We start from the raw sequence: 15,968 nt of genomic DNA, 5'->3' as shown, positions 1-15,968 counted from the left end.
ACTGGCGTCACAGTGTGCAGTGTATAGGCTGTATCACCGGGGCCGATCCGTCAACGGCAGGGGAGGGAGCGGCGGCCGGGACGCCGCCCGCTGGCGGTGGGGAGGCCGTGGAGTGACGGTGCCCCCTGGCAGGATCGCCGCCATGGAAGCGGATCTGACACAGCTGGCCGACCTGGTCGAGGGGACCCCGGAACTGGGACGCGGCCGGGCCGCCCCCGTTCCGGAGGCCGCCCTGCGCGCGGCGGAGGAGCGGGTGGGCCCGCTGCCGCGCTCGTACCGGTGGTGGCTGGGCAGGTTCGGCCGGGGGACCGTCGGGGGCGCGGACATCGCGACGGTCCCCCCGCCGCACGAGAACGCCGTGGCCGAGGACCTCACGGCCGGATGGCGCAGGGAGGGCGCGAGACTGTGCTTCTGCGTCGAGCCCGGCTGCGGCGACGGCTACAGCTTCGCCCTCGACCGCCCGGGGGCGAGCGGGGAGTTCCAGGTGGTGCGCCGGGACGCCCTCGACGGGGACGAGTCCCCGGTGGCGGAGTCCTTCGCCGGGTTCCTGGCGGTGCGGACGGCCCTGGCGCTCGGACTCCGCGACGGCCCCAACCCCGCGGTGGCCCGCCTGTGGCGGTCCACGCCGGGGGCGCTGCTCGCCAACGGCGTCCTGGCCTACGGTCCGCACCTGATCGGGGAGCGCAACGAGACCTTCGAGGTGCGCCGGTACGCGGCCGACTGGGTCCTGATGGGGGACGACGGCGAGGGCGGCGGACTGTTCATGCGCCGCCACGGCCGCGACCGCGAGAGCGTGTACCGCCTCGGCCTCGGAGCGATCGGGGAGGACGTGGCGTCGGAGGGGGAGCTGCTGACGGACGACCTGGTGGGTTGGCTGGACGCGGGGGCGCCCGGCGCCGGGTGAGCGGGCCCCGTGCCCGGCGTCCCCGGCCCCCCGGTCGGGGAGGGGACGGCGGGCGTGCGCGCCCCCGCGTGAGGGGGCCGGGGACACAGGGGCGTCCGACTCCCCGCGCGCGGGATCCGGGCGGCCCCGGAGTCGCTCCGGGAGCCGCCGCCGGCGTCCGGCCGACACCGGCCGCCGTCCGCACCCGGTGGCCGGGACGGGTCTGACCTGGTGTTCCAGGTGGGGCTGTATGGAGGAGTGTGGCGGACCACACTTCGTGTTCCGGCGGGGGTGCTCCCCGGTGGAGGAAGCCACAGGATAACTTCGGACCGGGGTAACCAATTCTCGCGCGCCGGGTTCTTTTGTCCTGCTGTGCGGCATGTGTCCTTCGGTCGAATGCGTCGACAAGCGGGATCTGTTGGTCATTGCCATTCTTTCCGGTGTTCTCATTTGTTTCCGAGAAAAAGAATATCTCGGATAATATCCCCATGTTCCACAACTTTGTGAAAATTCTGGATTAAGCCATTCGCAGTTCTACAAAATAAAGTCCGCGAATTACTACTCTTCGGGTTGCGGCGCTTGTAACCTCGTGTTTTCGGCCGACCATGGGTCTGGCAGGGAGAGCGCGGCCAGAGGCCTGCGTGTTCGCATGCGCCCCTGACCCCGACCTCGCCCGTGACCATTTCCTGCGGTGACGTTCGATTCCACCACCCCAGAGAACCTGGAGAGTGTCCATGAAACCTGACACCGCGCACCCCAATCCAGATCGGGATACCAGTGAGAAAAGGGCCCTCCACGCCCGATCGGCCCTCGCCGGGTACTTCTTCCTCACCGGGGCCGTGATCCCCGTGTGGGCCTCCCGCATCCCCGCGGTCAAGGAGCAGAGCGGCGTCGGCGCCGACCAGCTCGGCCTCGCGCTCCTCGCGATGGGGGTGGGGGCGATCATCACGGCCCGCGTGGGCGGCGCCCTGCTCGACAGGTGCGCCCCCCGCTTCGTCGTCCCCCCGGCCGCGGTCGCGGCCTCGCTCTGCCTGGCCCTGCCGGGAGCGGCCATGGGGCCACGCGAGCTGGCCGCCGCCCTGTTCGTCCTCGGCGTCGCCCACTCCCTGCTCAACATCAGCGTCAACACCCACGCCGCCACCCTCCAGCAGCCGCTGGGACGGCCCCTCCTGTCCTCCTTCCACGCCTTCGTGTCGCTCGGAGCGTCCTTCGGCGCCGTCTGCGGTGTCGTCACCGCCCACGTCGGACTCAGCCCCCTCATCACCTTCCAGGCCATGGGCGCGCTCCTGGCGCTGGCCGCACTGGCCCCCGCGAGAGCGCTCGCGCGGTACACGCCACCGGCGGTCGACCAGCAGTGCGGCGCCGGCGGGTCACCCGGCAGGCTCCGGCTCTCCCCCCTGCTCCTGACCCTGGGGGTGCTGTCCCTGGCCGCGATGCTCACCGAGAGCGCCGTCCAGGACTGGAGCGCGCTCTACGCCCAGGAGAGCGTGGGCGCCTCCGGCGCCATGGCGGCGACGGCGTTCGCGGCGTTCACGGTCACCATGACCATCGGCCGCCTCATGGGCGACCGCCTGGTCCTGTGGCTGGGCCGGGTGGTCCTGCTCAGGTCCGGTGCGCTCGTCGCGGTCGCCGGGTTCTCCCTGGCCCTGGGCCTGCCCACCCAGGCCACGGTCCTGGCGGGGTTCGCCCTGGTCGGCCTCGGCCTCTCGTGCGCGGTGCCCCAGCTGTTCAGCGCGGCGGCGGAGATCGATCCCCGGCGCGTCGGCAAGAACCTGGGAACGGTCGCGGCCATCGGCTACCTGGGACCCCTGCTGGGCGCCCCCGTGATCGGGGTGCTCTCGGAGCAGGGCGGAGTGGGCACCGGCCTCCTGGTGCCCGTCCTGCTCACCGTGGCCCTGGCCACGGGCGCGAGCACGACCCGCCGCCGCCGGTCCGGCGCGGCCGTCTGAGGCCGCCCCGGGCGGGCGGCCGGACCGGGCCGCGGTCGGTCCGCCCGCCGCGGCCCGGTCCCCGCACGCCCGGCGGACCGCCCGCCGCCGTGCGGCCCCCGGGTCGCGGTCGGCGTCCGACAGGGGCGCCGACCGCGGAAACACCGCACCGTGCGTGGCGGAAACGGTGACGGTGAGTGATCGAAACGTAGGTTGGGGCCATGCGCGTACTAGTCACAGGCGGGGCCGGGTTCATCGGATCGCGGGTGGCGGAGGAACTCCGCCTGGCCGGGCACGAGGCGGTGACCCTCGACGCCTACCTGCCCCAGGCCCACCCCGGGCAGGGACCGCGGGAGGGCGTCGACGTCGTGGCCGACGTCCGGGACGGCGACGCCGTCGAGCGTGCCCTGCGCGGGGTGGACGCGGTCTGCCACCAGGCGGCGATGGTCGGGCTGGGCTCCGCCGGCTTCCTCGACGCCCCCGACTACGTGGGCTGCAACGACCTGGGCACGGCGGTCCTGCTGGCCGCCATGGCCCGGGCCGGGGTCCGCGACGTCGTCATGGCCGGTTCGATGGTCGTCTACGGCGAGGGCCGGTACACGTGCCCCGAGCACGGCGACGTCCGCCCGGGACCGAGGGCGGAGGCGGACCTGGCGGCCGGGGTGTTCGACCCCCCGTGCCCCCGCTGCGGCGCCGCGCTCGTGCCCGGCCTGGTCGGGGAGGAGGCGCCGACCGACCCGCGCAACGTCTACGCCACCACGAAGCTGGCGCAGGAGCACCTGTGCGCGTCGTGGGCCAGGGCCGTCGGAGGGCGCGCGGTGTCCCTGCGCTACCACAACGTGTACGGGCCCGGGATGCCCCGCGACACCCCGTACGCGGGCGTCGCCTCCTTCTTCCGCTCCGCGCTCGCCCGCGGCGAGGCGCCCCGCGTGTTCGAGGACGGCCGCCAGCGGCGCGACTTCGTGCACGTCGCGGACGTGGCCAGGGCCAACGTGGCGGCACTGGAGGCGGTGCGGGACCGGGCCGGCGGGGAGCTGTCCGCCTTCAACACCGGAAGCGGGACGCCGCACACCATCGCCGAGATGGCGCGGGCGCTGGCGGACGCGTACGGGGGCCCGGCGCCCCGGACCACCGGCGAGTACAGGCTGGGCGACGTACGGCACATCACCGCGTCCTCCCGGCGGCTGGTCGAGGAGCTGTCCTGGCGGCCGAGGGTGGGCTTCGCCGAGGGGATGGCCGAGTTCGCCCGCGCCGACCTGCGCGGATCGGTCGGCGCGGGGGCCACGACGGGGTGAGGACGACGCCTCCGCGTGTCGCGCCCGTCGTTCACGCCCGGCAAGGGCATCGATTCGTAACGTGACCAAGATGACCAGTGAACCTCACGAGCACGACCGCGAGAACGACGAACCGGCGCGCGCCGGCCACGGTCCCGGGGGAGGCGGTCCCGCGCCGCCCGTCGACGTGGTGCTGCCCTGCCTGGACGAGGCCGCCGCCCTGCCCTGGGTCATGGAGCGGATACCGCCGGGCTGGCGGGCGATCGTCGTCGACAACGGCTCGACGGACGGCTCGGCCTCCGTCGCCGAGGCCCTGGGGGCCCTCGTCGTCCCCGAACCGCGCCGGGGCTTCGGCGCGGCGTGCCACGCGGGCCTGAGCGCCGCGACCGCCGAGTTCGTCTGCTTCTGCGACTGCGACGCCTCCCTGGACCCCGGGCTCCTCCCGGAGATGGTGGAGCGGGTCCGCTCCGGCGGCGCCGACCTGGTCATGGGCAGGCGGCGCCCCACCCGCCGGGGGACCTGGCCGGTGCACGCCAGGGCCGGCAACGCCGCCGTCGCGCGCATGCTGCGCTCCCGGACCGGGGTGCGGGTCCGCGACATCGGCCCGATGCGGGCGGCCCGCAGAGCCGGGCTCCTCGGGCTGGGAACGGCCGACCGCCGCTCGGGCTACCCCCTGGAGACGGTCGTGCGCGCCGCCGACGCCGGGTGGCGGATCGAGGAGGTGGACGTGCCCTACCTGCCCAGGTCGGGCAGGTCCAAGGTCACCGGGACGTGGCGGGGCACCTGGACCGCCGTGCGCGACATGACGGCGGTCCTGCGCGAGCCCCCGGCCCGGCGCCGCGCGCCCGCGGGGGGAGGGTCGCCGTGACCGGCCACCGCGACGCCGCCCTGCCGACCGGGGCCGCCACCCTGGTGGTCATCGCCAAGGAACCGGTCCCCGGCCTGGTCAAGACGCGGCTCACCCCGGAGTACACGAGGGAGGAGGCCGCCGCGCTCGCGGAGGCGGCCCTGGCCGACACCCTGCACACGGTGCGCTCCCTCCCCGCCAGGAGGAGGCTCCTCGTCCTGGAGGGCAGGCCCGGCCCCTGGCTCCCGTCCCCGGGCTTCGAGGTGGTGCCGCAGGTCGGCGCCGGGTTGGACGAGCGGCTCGCGCACGCCTTCGCCGCGTGCTCGGGGCCCACCCTGCTGATCGGCATGGACACCCCTCAGGTGAGCCGGGCGCTCCTGGCGCCCGCGCTGGCCCCGGACGCGTGGGACCGCGCCGACGCGTGGTTCGGACCGAGCGAGGACGGCGGCTTCTGGGCGCTCGGCCTGGCCGCCCCCGACCCCGCTCTGCTGCGCGGCGTTCCGATGTCGACCGCGCACACGGGCCGGGTCCAGCGCGAGCGGCTCGTCGGCGCGGGACTGCGCGTGGGCGACCTGGAGAGGATCACCGACGTCGACACCGCGCGCGACGCCGCCCTCGTGGCGTCGCTGATACCCCGCAGCCGCTTCGGCAGGGCCGTCCGGCTGGCGAGAGCGCGGTGCCGCAGGTGAGCGCGGCCGGGACCGGGATCGACGCCGGATCGGCCCCGTGGCTGTGCGACCCCTACTCGCAGGCGCTCGCCAGCGGGCGCGGCCCCCTGTTCCTGTGCCGGTCCGACGGGTGGATGCTCCCGCTGGAGGTCGAGCGCTGGTGCGGGGGGACCGACGCCGCCGACGAGAGCGTGCTGGAGCGCGCCGAGGGCGACACCGTCGACGTCGGGTGCGGCCCCGGCCGCATGGTCGCCGCGCTCACGGCCCGGGGCCACCTCGCGCTGGGCGTGGACACGAACCCCGTCGCGGTCTCGCGCGCCGTCGAGGCGGGCGGCCGGGCGGTGCGCTCGTCGGTGTTCGACCCCCTGCCCCGGGAGGGAGCCTGGCGTACCGCCCTGCTGCTCGACGGCAACATCGGTATCGGCGGCGTGCCCGGGGACCTGCTCTCCCGGATACGGGAGGTCGTCCTGCCCGGCGGCCTGCTCGTCGTCGAGGCCGCGGGCCAGGACGTCCACGAGTGCGTGACGGTGCAGGTCACCGACGGCCGCCGGGATCCGGGGGCGCCGTTCCCGTGGGCGAGGGTCGGGCTCCCCGCCCTGCGGCTGTGCGCGGAGGCGGCCGGATGGACGTGGTCGGAGGCGTGGAGGGTGCGGGGGCGCCGGTTCGCGGCGCTGCGCTCCCCGCGCTGAGCCGCGGCGGGCCGGGGGAGCGGCGCCGCGCCGGCGGCCGCTCAGGACGTGCGCGCGGCCCGCGCGTACCGGACCGCGCCCAGTGCCGCCGAGGCGGCGAACAGGACCGCGCAGACCGCCAGCCAGCGCGGGCCGAACGGCTCCCCGGTCAGGCCCGTCTTGGAGACGTAGGCCTCCGGGGGGCCGAGGACCAGCGGGAGGTACACCAGGAGCAGGAGGGCCGAGGCGACCGCCGGGACGCGCACATGGTCGAGCAGGGCCGTACGCGCCCGGCCGGGCTCCCCGCGGGTACCGTCCGGGCGTCCGGACCGGCCGAGGCAGACGGCCCGGAGGAGGCGGTCGGCCAGGCTGTAGGCGGGGACGAGGACGAGGTCGTGCAGCAGGGCCGCGCCCGCGAACCACACGGCGATGCCCCACGGGTTGCCCCCGGCGAGCAGCCGCACGCCCGCGTAGGCGACCACGGCGAACACGCCGGCCATCAGCAGCAGGTGCCACGGCGGGGCCCCGTACCAGCGGCGGAGGAACGCCATCACACCTCCCCGAAGCCGAGCCTGGTGACCCACTTCGTGTTGTGCACGCCGGGGTTCGCCGGCACGACCACCCTCGCGGGGTAGCCGTGGTCGGGGGACAGGTCCTCGCCGCCGACGCGCAGCGCCAGGAGCGACCGCGGGTCCGCGACCTGGTTGGCGCGCAGGGCGGCCCTGCGGAAGGCGCCCGAGCGCTGGGCCGACTCCACGAGGACCCCCGGGGCCCCGTCCGCCCCGACCAGGGCGGCGAGGTCGGCCAGGCGCACCCCCTCCCAGTCCAGGTCGCGCGTCGACCACCCCTCCACGCACGCGATCGGCAGCGCCGACCGGTGCTGCGGCAGGGCTAGCAGCTCCTCCCTGGTGAGGACGGCCTCCCGGTCCCCGTACCGGACCGTCAGCCGCCAGTCCGGGCCCGTGTCGGCGCCGGTGATCCCCGCGTGGGCCGCGGTGGTGTTCACCGGGAAGCCGTCGGCCCCGTCCTCGGGCAGCCTGCCGTGCGGCGCCAGGACGGCCGTGCGCCGGAACGGGCCGCCGAGGCTCTGGCCGACCGTCGTCAGGAACAGCGCCAGCGAGCCCAGCCCCACCGCGCCCAGCAGGGTGCGGCGCGAGGCCGTCCGCGGCGCGGGGGCGGGCGCGATCAGGCCCTCCCCGGTCCCGGGCGGGGGCGGCGGGGCGCCCGCGCCCCGGCGCGGCCCGCGCAGCGCCCGTACCGCGGCCGGCAGCTTCAGGACGACATGGGACGAGAAGGCGGCGACGAACACCCAGGAGCCGTAGAGGTGCAGCGGGTAGAAGGAGCCGGGGAAGGCGTACTCCAACTGGATGTTGAGGATCCCGGTCGCGAACACGAACAGCGCCCCGCCCACCAGGAACAGCAGGGACAGCCGCTCCAGCGCGTGGGCGGGGGACCGGACCGGGGGCCAGCGGTAGAAGAGGGGCGCCACCGACCACAGCTTGGCCAGCAGGACGGGTACCAGCGTGACGCCGAGCGTGACGTGCACGCCCTGGGTGAGGCGGTAGAGCCACGGCGGGTCGGTCGGCCAGGGGAAGAGGTGGAACCCGAGGAGCCCCTTGCCGGGGGTCATGTCGTTGGACCCGAGATCGGGGTTGTACGCGGCGTAGGACAGCAGGCCGGTGAGGAACAGCACCGGGACCCCGCCGAGCAGGACCGCGCCCAGCAGGGACGTCAGGCGCGGTCCGCGCAGCGGGCTGCGCCAGAACTCCGCCCGGGTGGGGCCGTACGGGGGACCGTCCCGCAGGAGCGCGCGGAACCCGCCGGCCCGCAGCCGGGGCCCGGGGGCCGGGGTCCCCGCGCGCCCGCCGCCGGTCGCGCGTCCCCGGGGCGGACCGCCCTCCCGTTCGTCCACGTGGTCCTCCGCCCTCCGCAACGATGGATCGGCCACGGTCACCCTAGGTCGACCGGGCGCGCCGGGAGCGGACCGCACGCTCGGCGGTGTGTCCGACCGCACCCCCTGCGAACAGCGGTTTCCCCCGTCCCGGCGACACGCCGCCGCGCACCCCGCGACAACGGCGGCCGTGACCTACGGTGACGGCGTGACGCAGCCAGAACTCCACCGGAACGACCGGGAGGCGCCCGGCGCCGCCCGTCGCGGCCTCCGCGCCGACCTGACCGCCGCCGCCCTGGCCGTGCTCCTCTTCGCCGCGGCGGCCGTCACCGGCACCTGGATCGAGCGCACACGGGGCGTCCTCCACGTCGACTGGCCGCCGCTGTACGCCTCCTGGCTCCCGCACACGGGGCCGGGCACGGTGCCGGCCCTGGCCCTGGCGGCGGCGGTGGCGGCCTGCGGTCCCGCGGCCGCGCGCGCCCTGCCCTGGCGCGCCCTGGTGGGGTCGGCCTGGGCGGTGTCCGCCCTCTGGACCGCCGCGCTCGCCCTGGTCGACGGCTGGAGGCGCGGGATCGCCGACCGCCTCCTGTCACCCCACGAGTACCTGTCCTCGGTGCACCGCTTCGAGGACGCGGGCGCCGCCCTGAGCACGTTCACCCGGCACATCCTCATCGGGCAACCGGACAACTGGCCCACGCACGTGGCCGGGCACCCGCCGGGCGCCGTCCTGACCTTCGTCGCCCTGGACCGGATCGGCCTGGGGGGAGGGGCGTGGGCCGGGCTCTGGTGCATCCTGGCCGGCGGGTCGGCCGCCGCGGCCGTGCTGGTCGCGATGCGCGCGCTCGGCGCGGAGGGGGCGGCGCGCCGGGCGGCCCCGTTCCTCGTGCTGCTGCCCGCGGCGGTGTGGGCGGGCGTGTCCGCGGACGGCTACTTCGCGGCGGTCACCGCGTGGGGCCTGGCCCTGCTCGCGGTCGGCGCGTCGCCCGGCGCCCGCGCGCCGCGCTCCACCGCGCTGGCGGCCGGCCTGCTCCTGGGGTGGGCGGTGTACCTGTCCTACGGGCTGGTTCTCGCCGCGGTCCCGGCCCTGGCCGTGCTCCTGTGCGCGAGGAACGCGCGCCCCCTCCCCTACGCCCTGGCGGGAGCCCTGGTCGTCGCCGCCGCCTTCACCGCGGCGGGCTTCCACTGGTGGGAGGGGTACCGCCTGCTCGTGGAGCGCTACTACCAGGGGGTGGCGGCCGTCCGCCCCTACGCGTACTGGGTGTGGGCCAACCTCGCCGTCGCGTGCCTGGCCGTGGGACCCGCGACCGCGGCGGGCCTGCGCCGGGCACTGGCGGGGGTGCCCGCGGCGGCGGTCGGCCTGCTCCGGGCGCCGTCCCGGGAGGCCTCGACGACGGTCCTGCTCGTCGCCGCCGGGCTCGGGGCGATCGCGGTGGCCACCCTCTCGGGGATGAGCAAGGGCGAGACCGAACGGATCTGGCTGCCGTTCGTGCTGTGGCTCGTCCCCGCCGCGGCCCTCCTTCCGGACCGCCACCACCGGGGGTGGCTGGCCGCCCAGGGGGCCACGGCCCTCCTGGTCAACCACCTGCTGCTCACCGGCTGGTGACCCGGCCCCGCCGTCGCCGCCCCCCGCGGTGGTGGGACGATGGAGGGGAGATGACCGAGAGCGAGTCGTGCCGCCCGTTGCGCGCCGGGGTGTTCACCCTGGTGTGCGCGAGCCTGTCCGCGCACGGGCACGCGCTCAGCTCCGGCCACGACGTCCCCCTCGCCGGACTCCTCGCGGGGGCGGCCGTCGTGTTCGCCATGGCGTGGGCGGCCGCGAACCGCCGCCAGGGCTGGGCCACCCTCACCGGGTGGATGCTCTGGGGCCAGTTCGCCCTGCACGTGGCCTTCAGCTACGTCGGCTCGCTCGGAGGTCCGCACACCGCCTCGCACGAGGGCGACGTGGTGGTCCAGGCTGCGATGCCGGCGTGGACGATGATCGGGATGCATGTGGTCTCCGCGCTGGTCAGCGCGTGGTGGCTGCGCCGCGGGGAGACGGCGCTGTTCGCCTTCCTGCGCTTCATGGCGCTCGCCCTCCTCCCGCTGCTGGTGCTGGTGTGCGGCCTGCCCGCACCGCGCGGCCCCCTCGTGCCCCGCCTGCGGACCGCGGACGTGCCCGTCCGCATCCGGCTGCCGTACCTGCGGCACACGCGCGTCCTGCGCGGCCCCCCGGCCCTGTTGCCCGCCTGAGACCCCGCGTTCGCCACGCCCCGGGCAGGGCGCGGTCACGGCCGTCCCTGCCCTGACCCCCTGCCCTGATCTCCCGCACCGCCCCGGCGCCGGAGAACGGTCGAACGCGCCGTCCGGGCCCCGCCGGCCCCTCGGGGTGCTCCGCCCTGCCGAGCGCCCCCTCCGACGTGTACCGCGCGGTCCTCCGCCGACCCCTGTCCCGGGGTCCGCGCGGTCGGCGACAGAAAGAACCGACATGCTCTCCCTCAGCGAGACCATCCCCTCCGCACCCCCCGACGGCTCCCCGGGAACGGGCCCCCTCCGCCCCGGCGGCGAGCACGGCGAACTGACAGCCCTGGCGATGCGCGCCAAGGAGGGCGCGCGCGACGCGCTGGACTCCCTGTTCGCGCGCACCCGTGACGACGTGGCGCGCTTCATCGCCCGCCGGGTGGACCCGTCCTGGGTGGAGGACCTGACCCAGGAGACCTTCTCGCGCGCCCTGCGCGGGCTCGACCACTACGCGGGACGCGCCCCGGTGCGCGCCTGGCTCTTCTCCGTGGCGCGCCACACGGTGGCCGACCGCTACCGCGCCCAGAGCCGGATCCCGCGCCACGAGGCCGTGGACGGGTGGGCCGAGGAGGGCGTGTGCGCCCACCAGGGGCGCTTCGACGAGTACCTCGCCCTGCTGTCCCTGCTGGAGGGCCTCCCCGAGGACCGCAGAACGGCCTTCGTGCTCACCCAGATCCAGGGCATGCCCTACGCCGAGGCCGCCCGGGCCATCGGCACCCCCGTCGGCACGGTGCGCTCCCGCGTGGCGCGCGGCCGGCGCGACCTGGCGCGCATGCTGCGCCAGGCGGCCTGACACGCGTCCGGGGCGGCACCGCGCCGCCCCGGACGCGCCTCCCCACCGCCGGCCTCCGGCCGGCCCCGAACCCGAGAAGGAACACCATGACGTCCCGACCCCGCCAGGCCGCCCTCCGCGGCCTCGCGCTCTGCGCCGCCCTCGCCCTCGCCACCGCCTGCTCCGCCGCGGACCCCGTCGCGGAGGCCGACCACTACATGGACCTGTCCGACGACCCCATGGCCGCCTCGGCGACCGAGTTGACGACCCTCGACGGCGACCCGTGGGGCTTCACCGACGTCGCCGACGACCGGCTGACCCTGCTCTTCTTCGGCTACACCAGCTGCCCCGACGTGTGCCCGATGACGATGGCCGAGATCGACCTGGCACTCGGGCAGGCCGGGGAGGCGGCCGACGCCTACGACGTCGTGATGGTCAGCACCGACCCCGCCCGCGACACCGCCGAGCAGATGCGGTCCTGGCTCGACCGGTTCGACCCCTCCTTCCAGGGGGTCCGGGGGGACGTCGACACGACGGTCGAGGCCGCTCGCGACTACGGCATCGCCGTCGACCCCCCGCAGGAGGCCGAGGGCCAGTACCTGGTCACCCACGGCGGCCGGATCGTCGTTCTGCTGCCCGGGGGCGAGGCGGCCGGGATGTTCGACGAGGGCACCGAGGCCGACCGGATCGCCGCTCTCCTCCCCGAACTCGCGGAGACCCTGCTGTGAGACGCCGCACCGACCCGGGGGAGGGGCCCTCCCGCCGCGGCCTCCTGGCCGCCACGGGCGCGGCCGGGCTCGCCGGCCTGGCCGCGGGCGCGGGCGCCGGGCACGCCTTCGCCGACCGCCGGGCCGGGGAGGAGAACGCCCAAGCGCTCGCCCCCTCCCGCTCCAGGGCCGGGGACCGCGACGGCCTGCCCCCGGCCCTCCTGTCGCCCACGCCGTCCCAGGTCCGACTGGTCGCGCTGGACCTGCGGGCGGAGCCGGGGGAGCGGGTGCGCGAGGCCGCGCGCCGGGTGCTCCGGACCTGGGGCCGGGAGATCGGCGCCCTCCACGGGCACGGCCTCGACGCCCGCGTCGAGGGCGCCCCGACCCGGGGGCTGTTCCCGGCGTCGCTGGGCGTCACCGTCGGCCTGGGCGCCTCCCTGCTCGACCGGATCGGGGCGCAGGACCGGATCCCCCCGCACATGGAGGACGTCCCGGCCTTCGCCTCCGACCGCCTGGAGCCCGGCTGGTGCGGCGGGGACCTGCTGCTCCACGCGGGGGCGGAGGACCCCGTCGTCCTCTCCTCCGCGGTCGGGCACCTGGTCGGGGCCGTCGCCGCCGACGCGCGGCCGCGGTGGTCCCTGCCCGGGTTCCAGCGCTCGGCCGCCGCGGCCGAGGACCCGGGCGCCACACCGCGCAACCTGATGGGCCAGATCGACGGGACCGTCAACCCGAACGCCTCCGACCCGGTGTTCGGCCCCCAGGTCCTCGCCGCGCACCCCGAGCCCGCCCTGGCGTGGATGGACGGCGGAACCTACCTCGTCGTCCGCCGCATCCGCATGCTCCTCGACGACTGGTACTCCCTCGACCCCGGGGACCGGGAGGCCGTCATCGGCCGCCGCCTCTCCAACGGCGCGCCGCTGGGGGGCGGCGCCGAGGACGACCTCCCCGACCTGTCGGCCACGGGGGAGGACGGCACGCCGGTGATCGCGCCCGACGCCCACATCAGGCTCGCCGCCCCCGGCAACACCCTCGGCGCGCGGATGCTGCGCCGGGGCTTCAACTACGACCTGGGCTGGGACGCCGACGGCCTCCGGCAGGCGGGCCTGGTCTTCACCGCCTGGCAGGCGGACCCCAGGGCGGGCTTCACCCCGGTGCAGCGCGCTCTGGACGAGGGGGCCGACGCCCTCCACCGGTACGTCCGCCACGAGGGGAGCGCCCTGTTCGCCGTGCCGCCCGTGCGAGGGGGCGAACCCTGGATCGCGCACGACCTCCTCCCCGGGTGAGGGCGCGCACACCGGGAACCGCGAGGGCTCCGTGAACGACCCCGGGGACGGGGCCGCGCTCCCACCCGCACCACCGCACCACCGCACGACCACGACCACGAGGAAACCGCGAGGACCATGCCACTCCCACGACACGGGACCGTGCCGAAGCCACGGACCACCGCCGCCGCCGCGCTGGCCGCCCTGCTCCTCGCCACGGCCTGCGGGACGCCGGACGCGCCCGCCGACCGGGCCGGGGCCGACCCGGACGCGGAGCCCCGCGGCCACGCCGCCGCCGGCGACCTGGAGGTCACCGGCGCGTGGGTGCCCGAACCCGCCAACCCGGAGATCGCCGTCCTGTACATGGAGGTCTCCAACGCCGCCGACGAGGACACCGCCATCACCGGGGTCTCCACCGGGGCCTCGCCCGACGCCGACCTGTGCAGCACGGAGACCACCGGCTCCGGGGCCTCCCGCATGCGCGTCGTGGAGGAGATCCCCGTGGCGGCGGGGGGAGCCACCGAGCTGGTCGACGGCGGCTACCACATCATGGTCAACGACCTGCCCGAACCCCTGGAGGAGGGGGACGAGGTCGCCGTCACGCTGACCTTCGCCGAGGGGAGCGAACTGGAGGTCACCGCGCCCGTGCAGCCCATGGCGGCCGGCAGCGCACCCGTGACCGACCACGGAGGGCACCACTGAGCCCGCGGCCGTCCCCGCCCGGGCGGGGACGGCCGCGCGGGGCGCCTCACCGGGAGCGGGACCCCGCGACCGGCGCGTCCCCGGACCCGGGCGCCGCAGGGGCCGGCCCCGCCGTGCGGCGCGGGCGGCGGGCGCGCCACCCCAGCGCCGCGTCCACCGCGAGGAACACCGCGAGCGAGGCGCCGACCAGCGGAACGGCCCACCCGATCCCCGCCAGGACGACGACCACCGCCACCCGCCACGGCCACGTCAGGGCCCGGAAGGAGCCGCGCGGGTACGGGCGGCCCACGCCCAGGGCCCGGCCCCGCGTCGGACGCCGCTGCCACCACATGCGGTACCCCCACGCCGCGACGACGACCACTCCCAGGGCGACGGCGGTCAGCACGAGCTGGTTGGGCACCCCGAACAGCACGCCCATGTGGGCGTCGATGCCCCAGCGGCTCAGCTTGGCCATGAGCGGGTAGTCGGAGAAGCGGACGACGTCGACGACCTCCCCGGTGTCCGCGGCGATCGCCGCCGAGTCCACGGAGGTGGGCCAGGACCGGTCGATCTGGGTCACTGTGTAGGGGGCGGCGGGGTCCTTCGGCAGGGAGATCTCGACGAGGCCGTCCAGACCGGCGTCCCGCGCGCCGGCGAGCACCGTGTCGATGCCGATGTCCACCCCCGGGGAGGCGTTCGGGACGCCGGCGGAGACGGAGGGGGTGGTCCAGGCCAGCCGCTCCCGGAGTTCGGTGATGTTCGCCCCCGCGTACTGGGACCACGTCAGCCCCGTGGCGGACAGGAACAGCAGCCCCGCCAGCAGCCACGTCCCGGTCGCGCCGTGCACCGAGACCGACCGGGGACGGCCGGGAGCGGTGCCCGCGCCGGGGACGAGCAGGCGGCGCGCGCCCCCGCGGCGGCGCAGCGCGGTCGAGGCCCACAGGGCGGCCCCGCCCAGGGCGACCACCCACAGCCAGCTCGCGGCCAGCTCGCTGTACAGGCGGCCCGCGTCGCCCAGGTGCAGGTTGCGGTGCAGCATGTCGACCCAGGTCCGGGCGGGCAGCGCGCCGCTCGTGCCGTAGGTCTCCATCACGCCGAGGACCTCGCCGCCGTAGGGGTCGACGAACACCGTCGTCCGGTGGCTCTCGGCCGACCCGGGCAGGTCGAAGAGCACCCGCGTGGAGTCCTCCTCGCCGGTGGCCGGACGCACCGCGTCGACCTCGGCCCCGGACAGCTCCGCCCGGGCGGTGCGCACCTGCTCGTGCAGCGGCAGGGGCTCGCCCCCCGGCTCCACGTACAGCTGCTCCGCGTACACCGCCTGCTCGATCTGCGGCGTCCACACGTACAGGAGCCCCGTGGCGGCGGCGACCAGGACGAAGGGGGCGACGAACACCCCCGCGTAGAAGTGGAGCCGCAGGACCAGGGGGCGCAGCGCCGCCCAGGCGCCGCGGGGCCCCGGGCGGGCCCGGTCCGCTGCCGACTTGTCCGGTTGCCGTTCCACGCGTTCGTTCTCCTCACAGCGGCGCACCGGGCCCGTGCCCGGTGGGAAGCGTCCTTCGCCCCTGTGGTCGTCCGCGGTGGCCTCCGGGTTCCCGCCGGCGGGACGCCCGCGCCCGGGTGCCCCGCCGGCCGCTGCGGGCCCCGTCGGCTCAGTCGACCTCGATGCCCCTGGCGGTCAGGACCTCCAGCATCTCGGGCCGCTGGTAGAAGAGGTCCTCGGCGCCCTCGAAGCGCCGGAGGTTCGGCACCAGGTCGAGGTCGTCCAGGGAGCGGACGTCGAACAGGTCGTCCTCGCCGTCCCAGACCGGCGCGCACTCCATGAACGCCTGGTTCCCGCCGTCGAACAGGACCGAGTCCACGGCGGCGAGCTGCTCCGCGCCGATCTCCAGCGCCTCGAAGTACGCGCGCGCCTCGTCCAGGACCTGGAACTCCTTCCCGACCGCGTAGGCGTAGTCGTGGGGGCTCTGGGTGATCCCGAGCCCCTGGAGGTGCTCGGAGAGGGTGAACCGGGGGGAGAGCGTCCCGTCGTCGTACATGAGCTTCTCGACGACGAGCAGTTTGAAGTTGAAGTCCTGGAAGGTCGGCATGGGGCCACGGTAGCCAGGGGGTA

Annotated in this window: 16 protein-coding genes; 12 read left to right on the top strand and 4 right to left on the bottom strand. The window is 76.2% G+C overall.

Annotated features, from left to right (window positions below; translation table 11 throughout):
* The first annotated feature begins 142 nt into the window (after window positions 1-142).
* The 6 genes from ABZ234_RS16525 to ABZ234_RS16500 all read left to right on the top strand — a co-directional run bounded on the left by ABZ234_RS16525 (window position 143) and on the right by ABZ234_RS16500 (window position 6,289).
* Entirely contained in the window at window positions 143-904 is a 762-nt protein-coding gene (locus tag ABZ234_RS16525; protein ID WP_355012620.1) for an SMI1/KNR4 family protein, read from the top strand.
* 713 nt (window positions 905-1,617) lie between these two features.
* Window positions 1,618-2,832, top strand: coding sequence for an MFS transporter (locus ABZ234_RS16520; RefSeq protein ID WP_267949662.1), 1,215 nt, complete (start codon window positions 1,618-1,620; stop codon window positions 2,830-2,832).
* A gap of 200 nt (window positions 2,833-3,032) precedes the next feature.
* On the top strand, window positions 3,033-4,106 hold the full coding sequence (locus ABZ234_RS16515; RefSeq protein WP_355012619.1) for an NAD-dependent epimerase/dehydratase family protein: 1,074 nt from the start codon (window positions 3,033-3,035) through the stop codon (window positions 4,104-4,106).
* Between the two features lie 70 nt (window positions 4,107-4,176).
* A complete protein-coding gene (locus tag ABZ234_RS16510) occupies window positions 4,177-4,953 on the top strand; it encodes a glycosyltransferase family 2 protein (RefSeq protein ID WP_355012618.1) in 777 nt (258 codons plus the stop codon).
* The gene (locus ABZ234_RS16505; protein ID WP_355012617.1) at window positions 4,950-5,621 is read left to right on the top strand and encodes a DUF2064 domain-containing protein; all 672 of its coding nucleotides are present in this window, start codon (window positions 4,950-4,952) and stop codon (window positions 5,619-5,621) included. Before ABZ234_RS16510 ends, ABZ234_RS16505 begins: the two co-directional genes overlap by 4 nt.
* Window positions 5,609-6,289 (top strand): class I SAM-dependent methyltransferase, encoded by a 681-nt coding sequence (locus ABZ234_RS16500; RefSeq protein WP_355012616.1) that lies wholly within the window; start codon window positions 5,609-5,611, stop codon window positions 6,287-6,289. The genes ABZ234_RS16505 and ABZ234_RS16500 overlap by 13 nt, the downstream gene beginning before the upstream one ends.
* A gap of 41 nt (window positions 6,290-6,330) precedes the next feature.
* On the opposite strand, the gene ABZ234_RS16495 is transcribed toward ABZ234_RS16500, so the two are convergent.
* Entirely contained in the window at window positions 6,331-6,819 is a 489-nt protein-coding gene (locus ABZ234_RS16495; protein ID WP_355012615.1) for a hypothetical protein, read from the bottom strand.
* Window positions 6,819-8,216 carry a molybdopterin-dependent oxidoreductase gene (locus ABZ234_RS16490; RefSeq protein ID WP_355012614.1) on the bottom strand — a complete coding sequence of 466 codons (1,398 nt, stop codon included), beginning with the start codon at window positions 8,214-8,216 and terminating at the stop codon, window positions 6,819-6,821. The genes ABZ234_RS16495 and ABZ234_RS16490 overlap by 1 nt, the downstream gene beginning before the upstream one ends.
* A 151-nt stretch (window positions 8,217-8,367) precedes the next feature.
* Between ABZ234_RS16490 and ABZ234_RS16485 the strand changes: the two genes are divergently transcribed.
* From ABZ234_RS16485 to ABZ234_RS16460, 6 genes are all read left to right on the top strand, one after another.
* Window positions 8,368-9,762 (top strand): hypothetical protein, encoded by a 1,395-nt coding sequence (locus ABZ234_RS16485; protein WP_355012613.1) that lies wholly within the window; start codon window positions 8,368-8,370, stop codon window positions 9,760-9,762.
* Between the two features lie 50 nt (window positions 9,763-9,812).
* Window positions 9,813-10,388 carry a hypothetical protein gene (locus ABZ234_RS16480; RefSeq protein WP_355012612.1) on the top strand — a complete coding sequence of 192 codons (576 nt, stop codon included), beginning with the start codon at window positions 9,813-9,815 and terminating at the stop codon, window positions 10,386-10,388.
* Window positions 10,389-10,728: 340 nt separating this feature from the next.
* Complete coding sequence (locus ABZ234_RS16475) at window positions 10,729-11,229, top strand: RNA polymerase sigma factor (protein WP_355012677.1); 501 nt, start codon at window positions 10,729-10,731, stop codon at window positions 11,227-11,229.
* Window positions 11,230-11,315: 86 nt separating this feature from the next.
* On the top strand, window positions 11,316-11,936 hold the full coding sequence (locus tag ABZ234_RS16470; protein ID WP_267949669.1) for an SCO family protein: 621 nt from the start codon (window positions 11,316-11,318) through the stop codon (window positions 11,934-11,936).
* Complete coding sequence (locus tag ABZ234_RS16465; RefSeq protein ID WP_355012611.1) at window positions 11,933-13,198, top strand: Dyp-type peroxidase; 1,266 nt, start codon at window positions 11,933-11,935, stop codon at window positions 13,196-13,198. The genes ABZ234_RS16470 and ABZ234_RS16465 overlap by 4 nt, the downstream gene beginning before the upstream one ends.
* A 117-nt stretch (window positions 13,199-13,315) precedes the next feature.
* On the top strand, window positions 13,316-13,879 hold the full coding sequence (locus ABZ234_RS16460; protein ID WP_355012610.1) for a copper chaperone PCu(A)C: 564 nt from the start codon (window positions 13,316-13,318) through the stop codon (window positions 13,877-13,879).
* A 46-nt stretch (window positions 13,880-13,925) separates the two neighbouring features.
* Here the strand turns inward: ABZ234_RS16460 and ABZ234_RS16455 are convergent, their stop codons facing one another.
* Together ABZ234_RS16455 and ABZ234_RS16450 are read right to left on the bottom strand one after the other, a co-directional pair.
* Window positions 13,926-15,359, bottom strand: a complete 1,434-nt coding sequence (locus ABZ234_RS16455) for a PepSY domain-containing protein (protein WP_355012609.1) — start codon at window positions 15,357-15,359, stop codon at window positions 13,926-13,928.
* A 148-nt stretch (window positions 15,360-15,507) separates the two neighbouring features.
* A complete protein-coding gene (locus ABZ234_RS16450) occupies window positions 15,508-15,945 on the bottom strand; it encodes a hypothetical protein (RefSeq protein WP_344183326.1) in 438 nt (145 codons plus the stop codon).
* Window positions 15,946-15,968: the final 23 nt, after the last annotated feature.

Origin of the sequence: Nocardiopsis sp. NPDC006198 (assembly GCF_040613895.1) — a bacterium.
Taxonomy (GTDB): domain Bacteria; phylum Actinomycetota; class Actinomycetes; order Streptosporangiales; family Streptosporangiaceae; genus Nocardiopsis; species Nocardiopsis tropica.
Note: the sequence above shows the minus strand (reverse complement) of the source record. Positions and strands in the feature narration are given on the sequence as shown.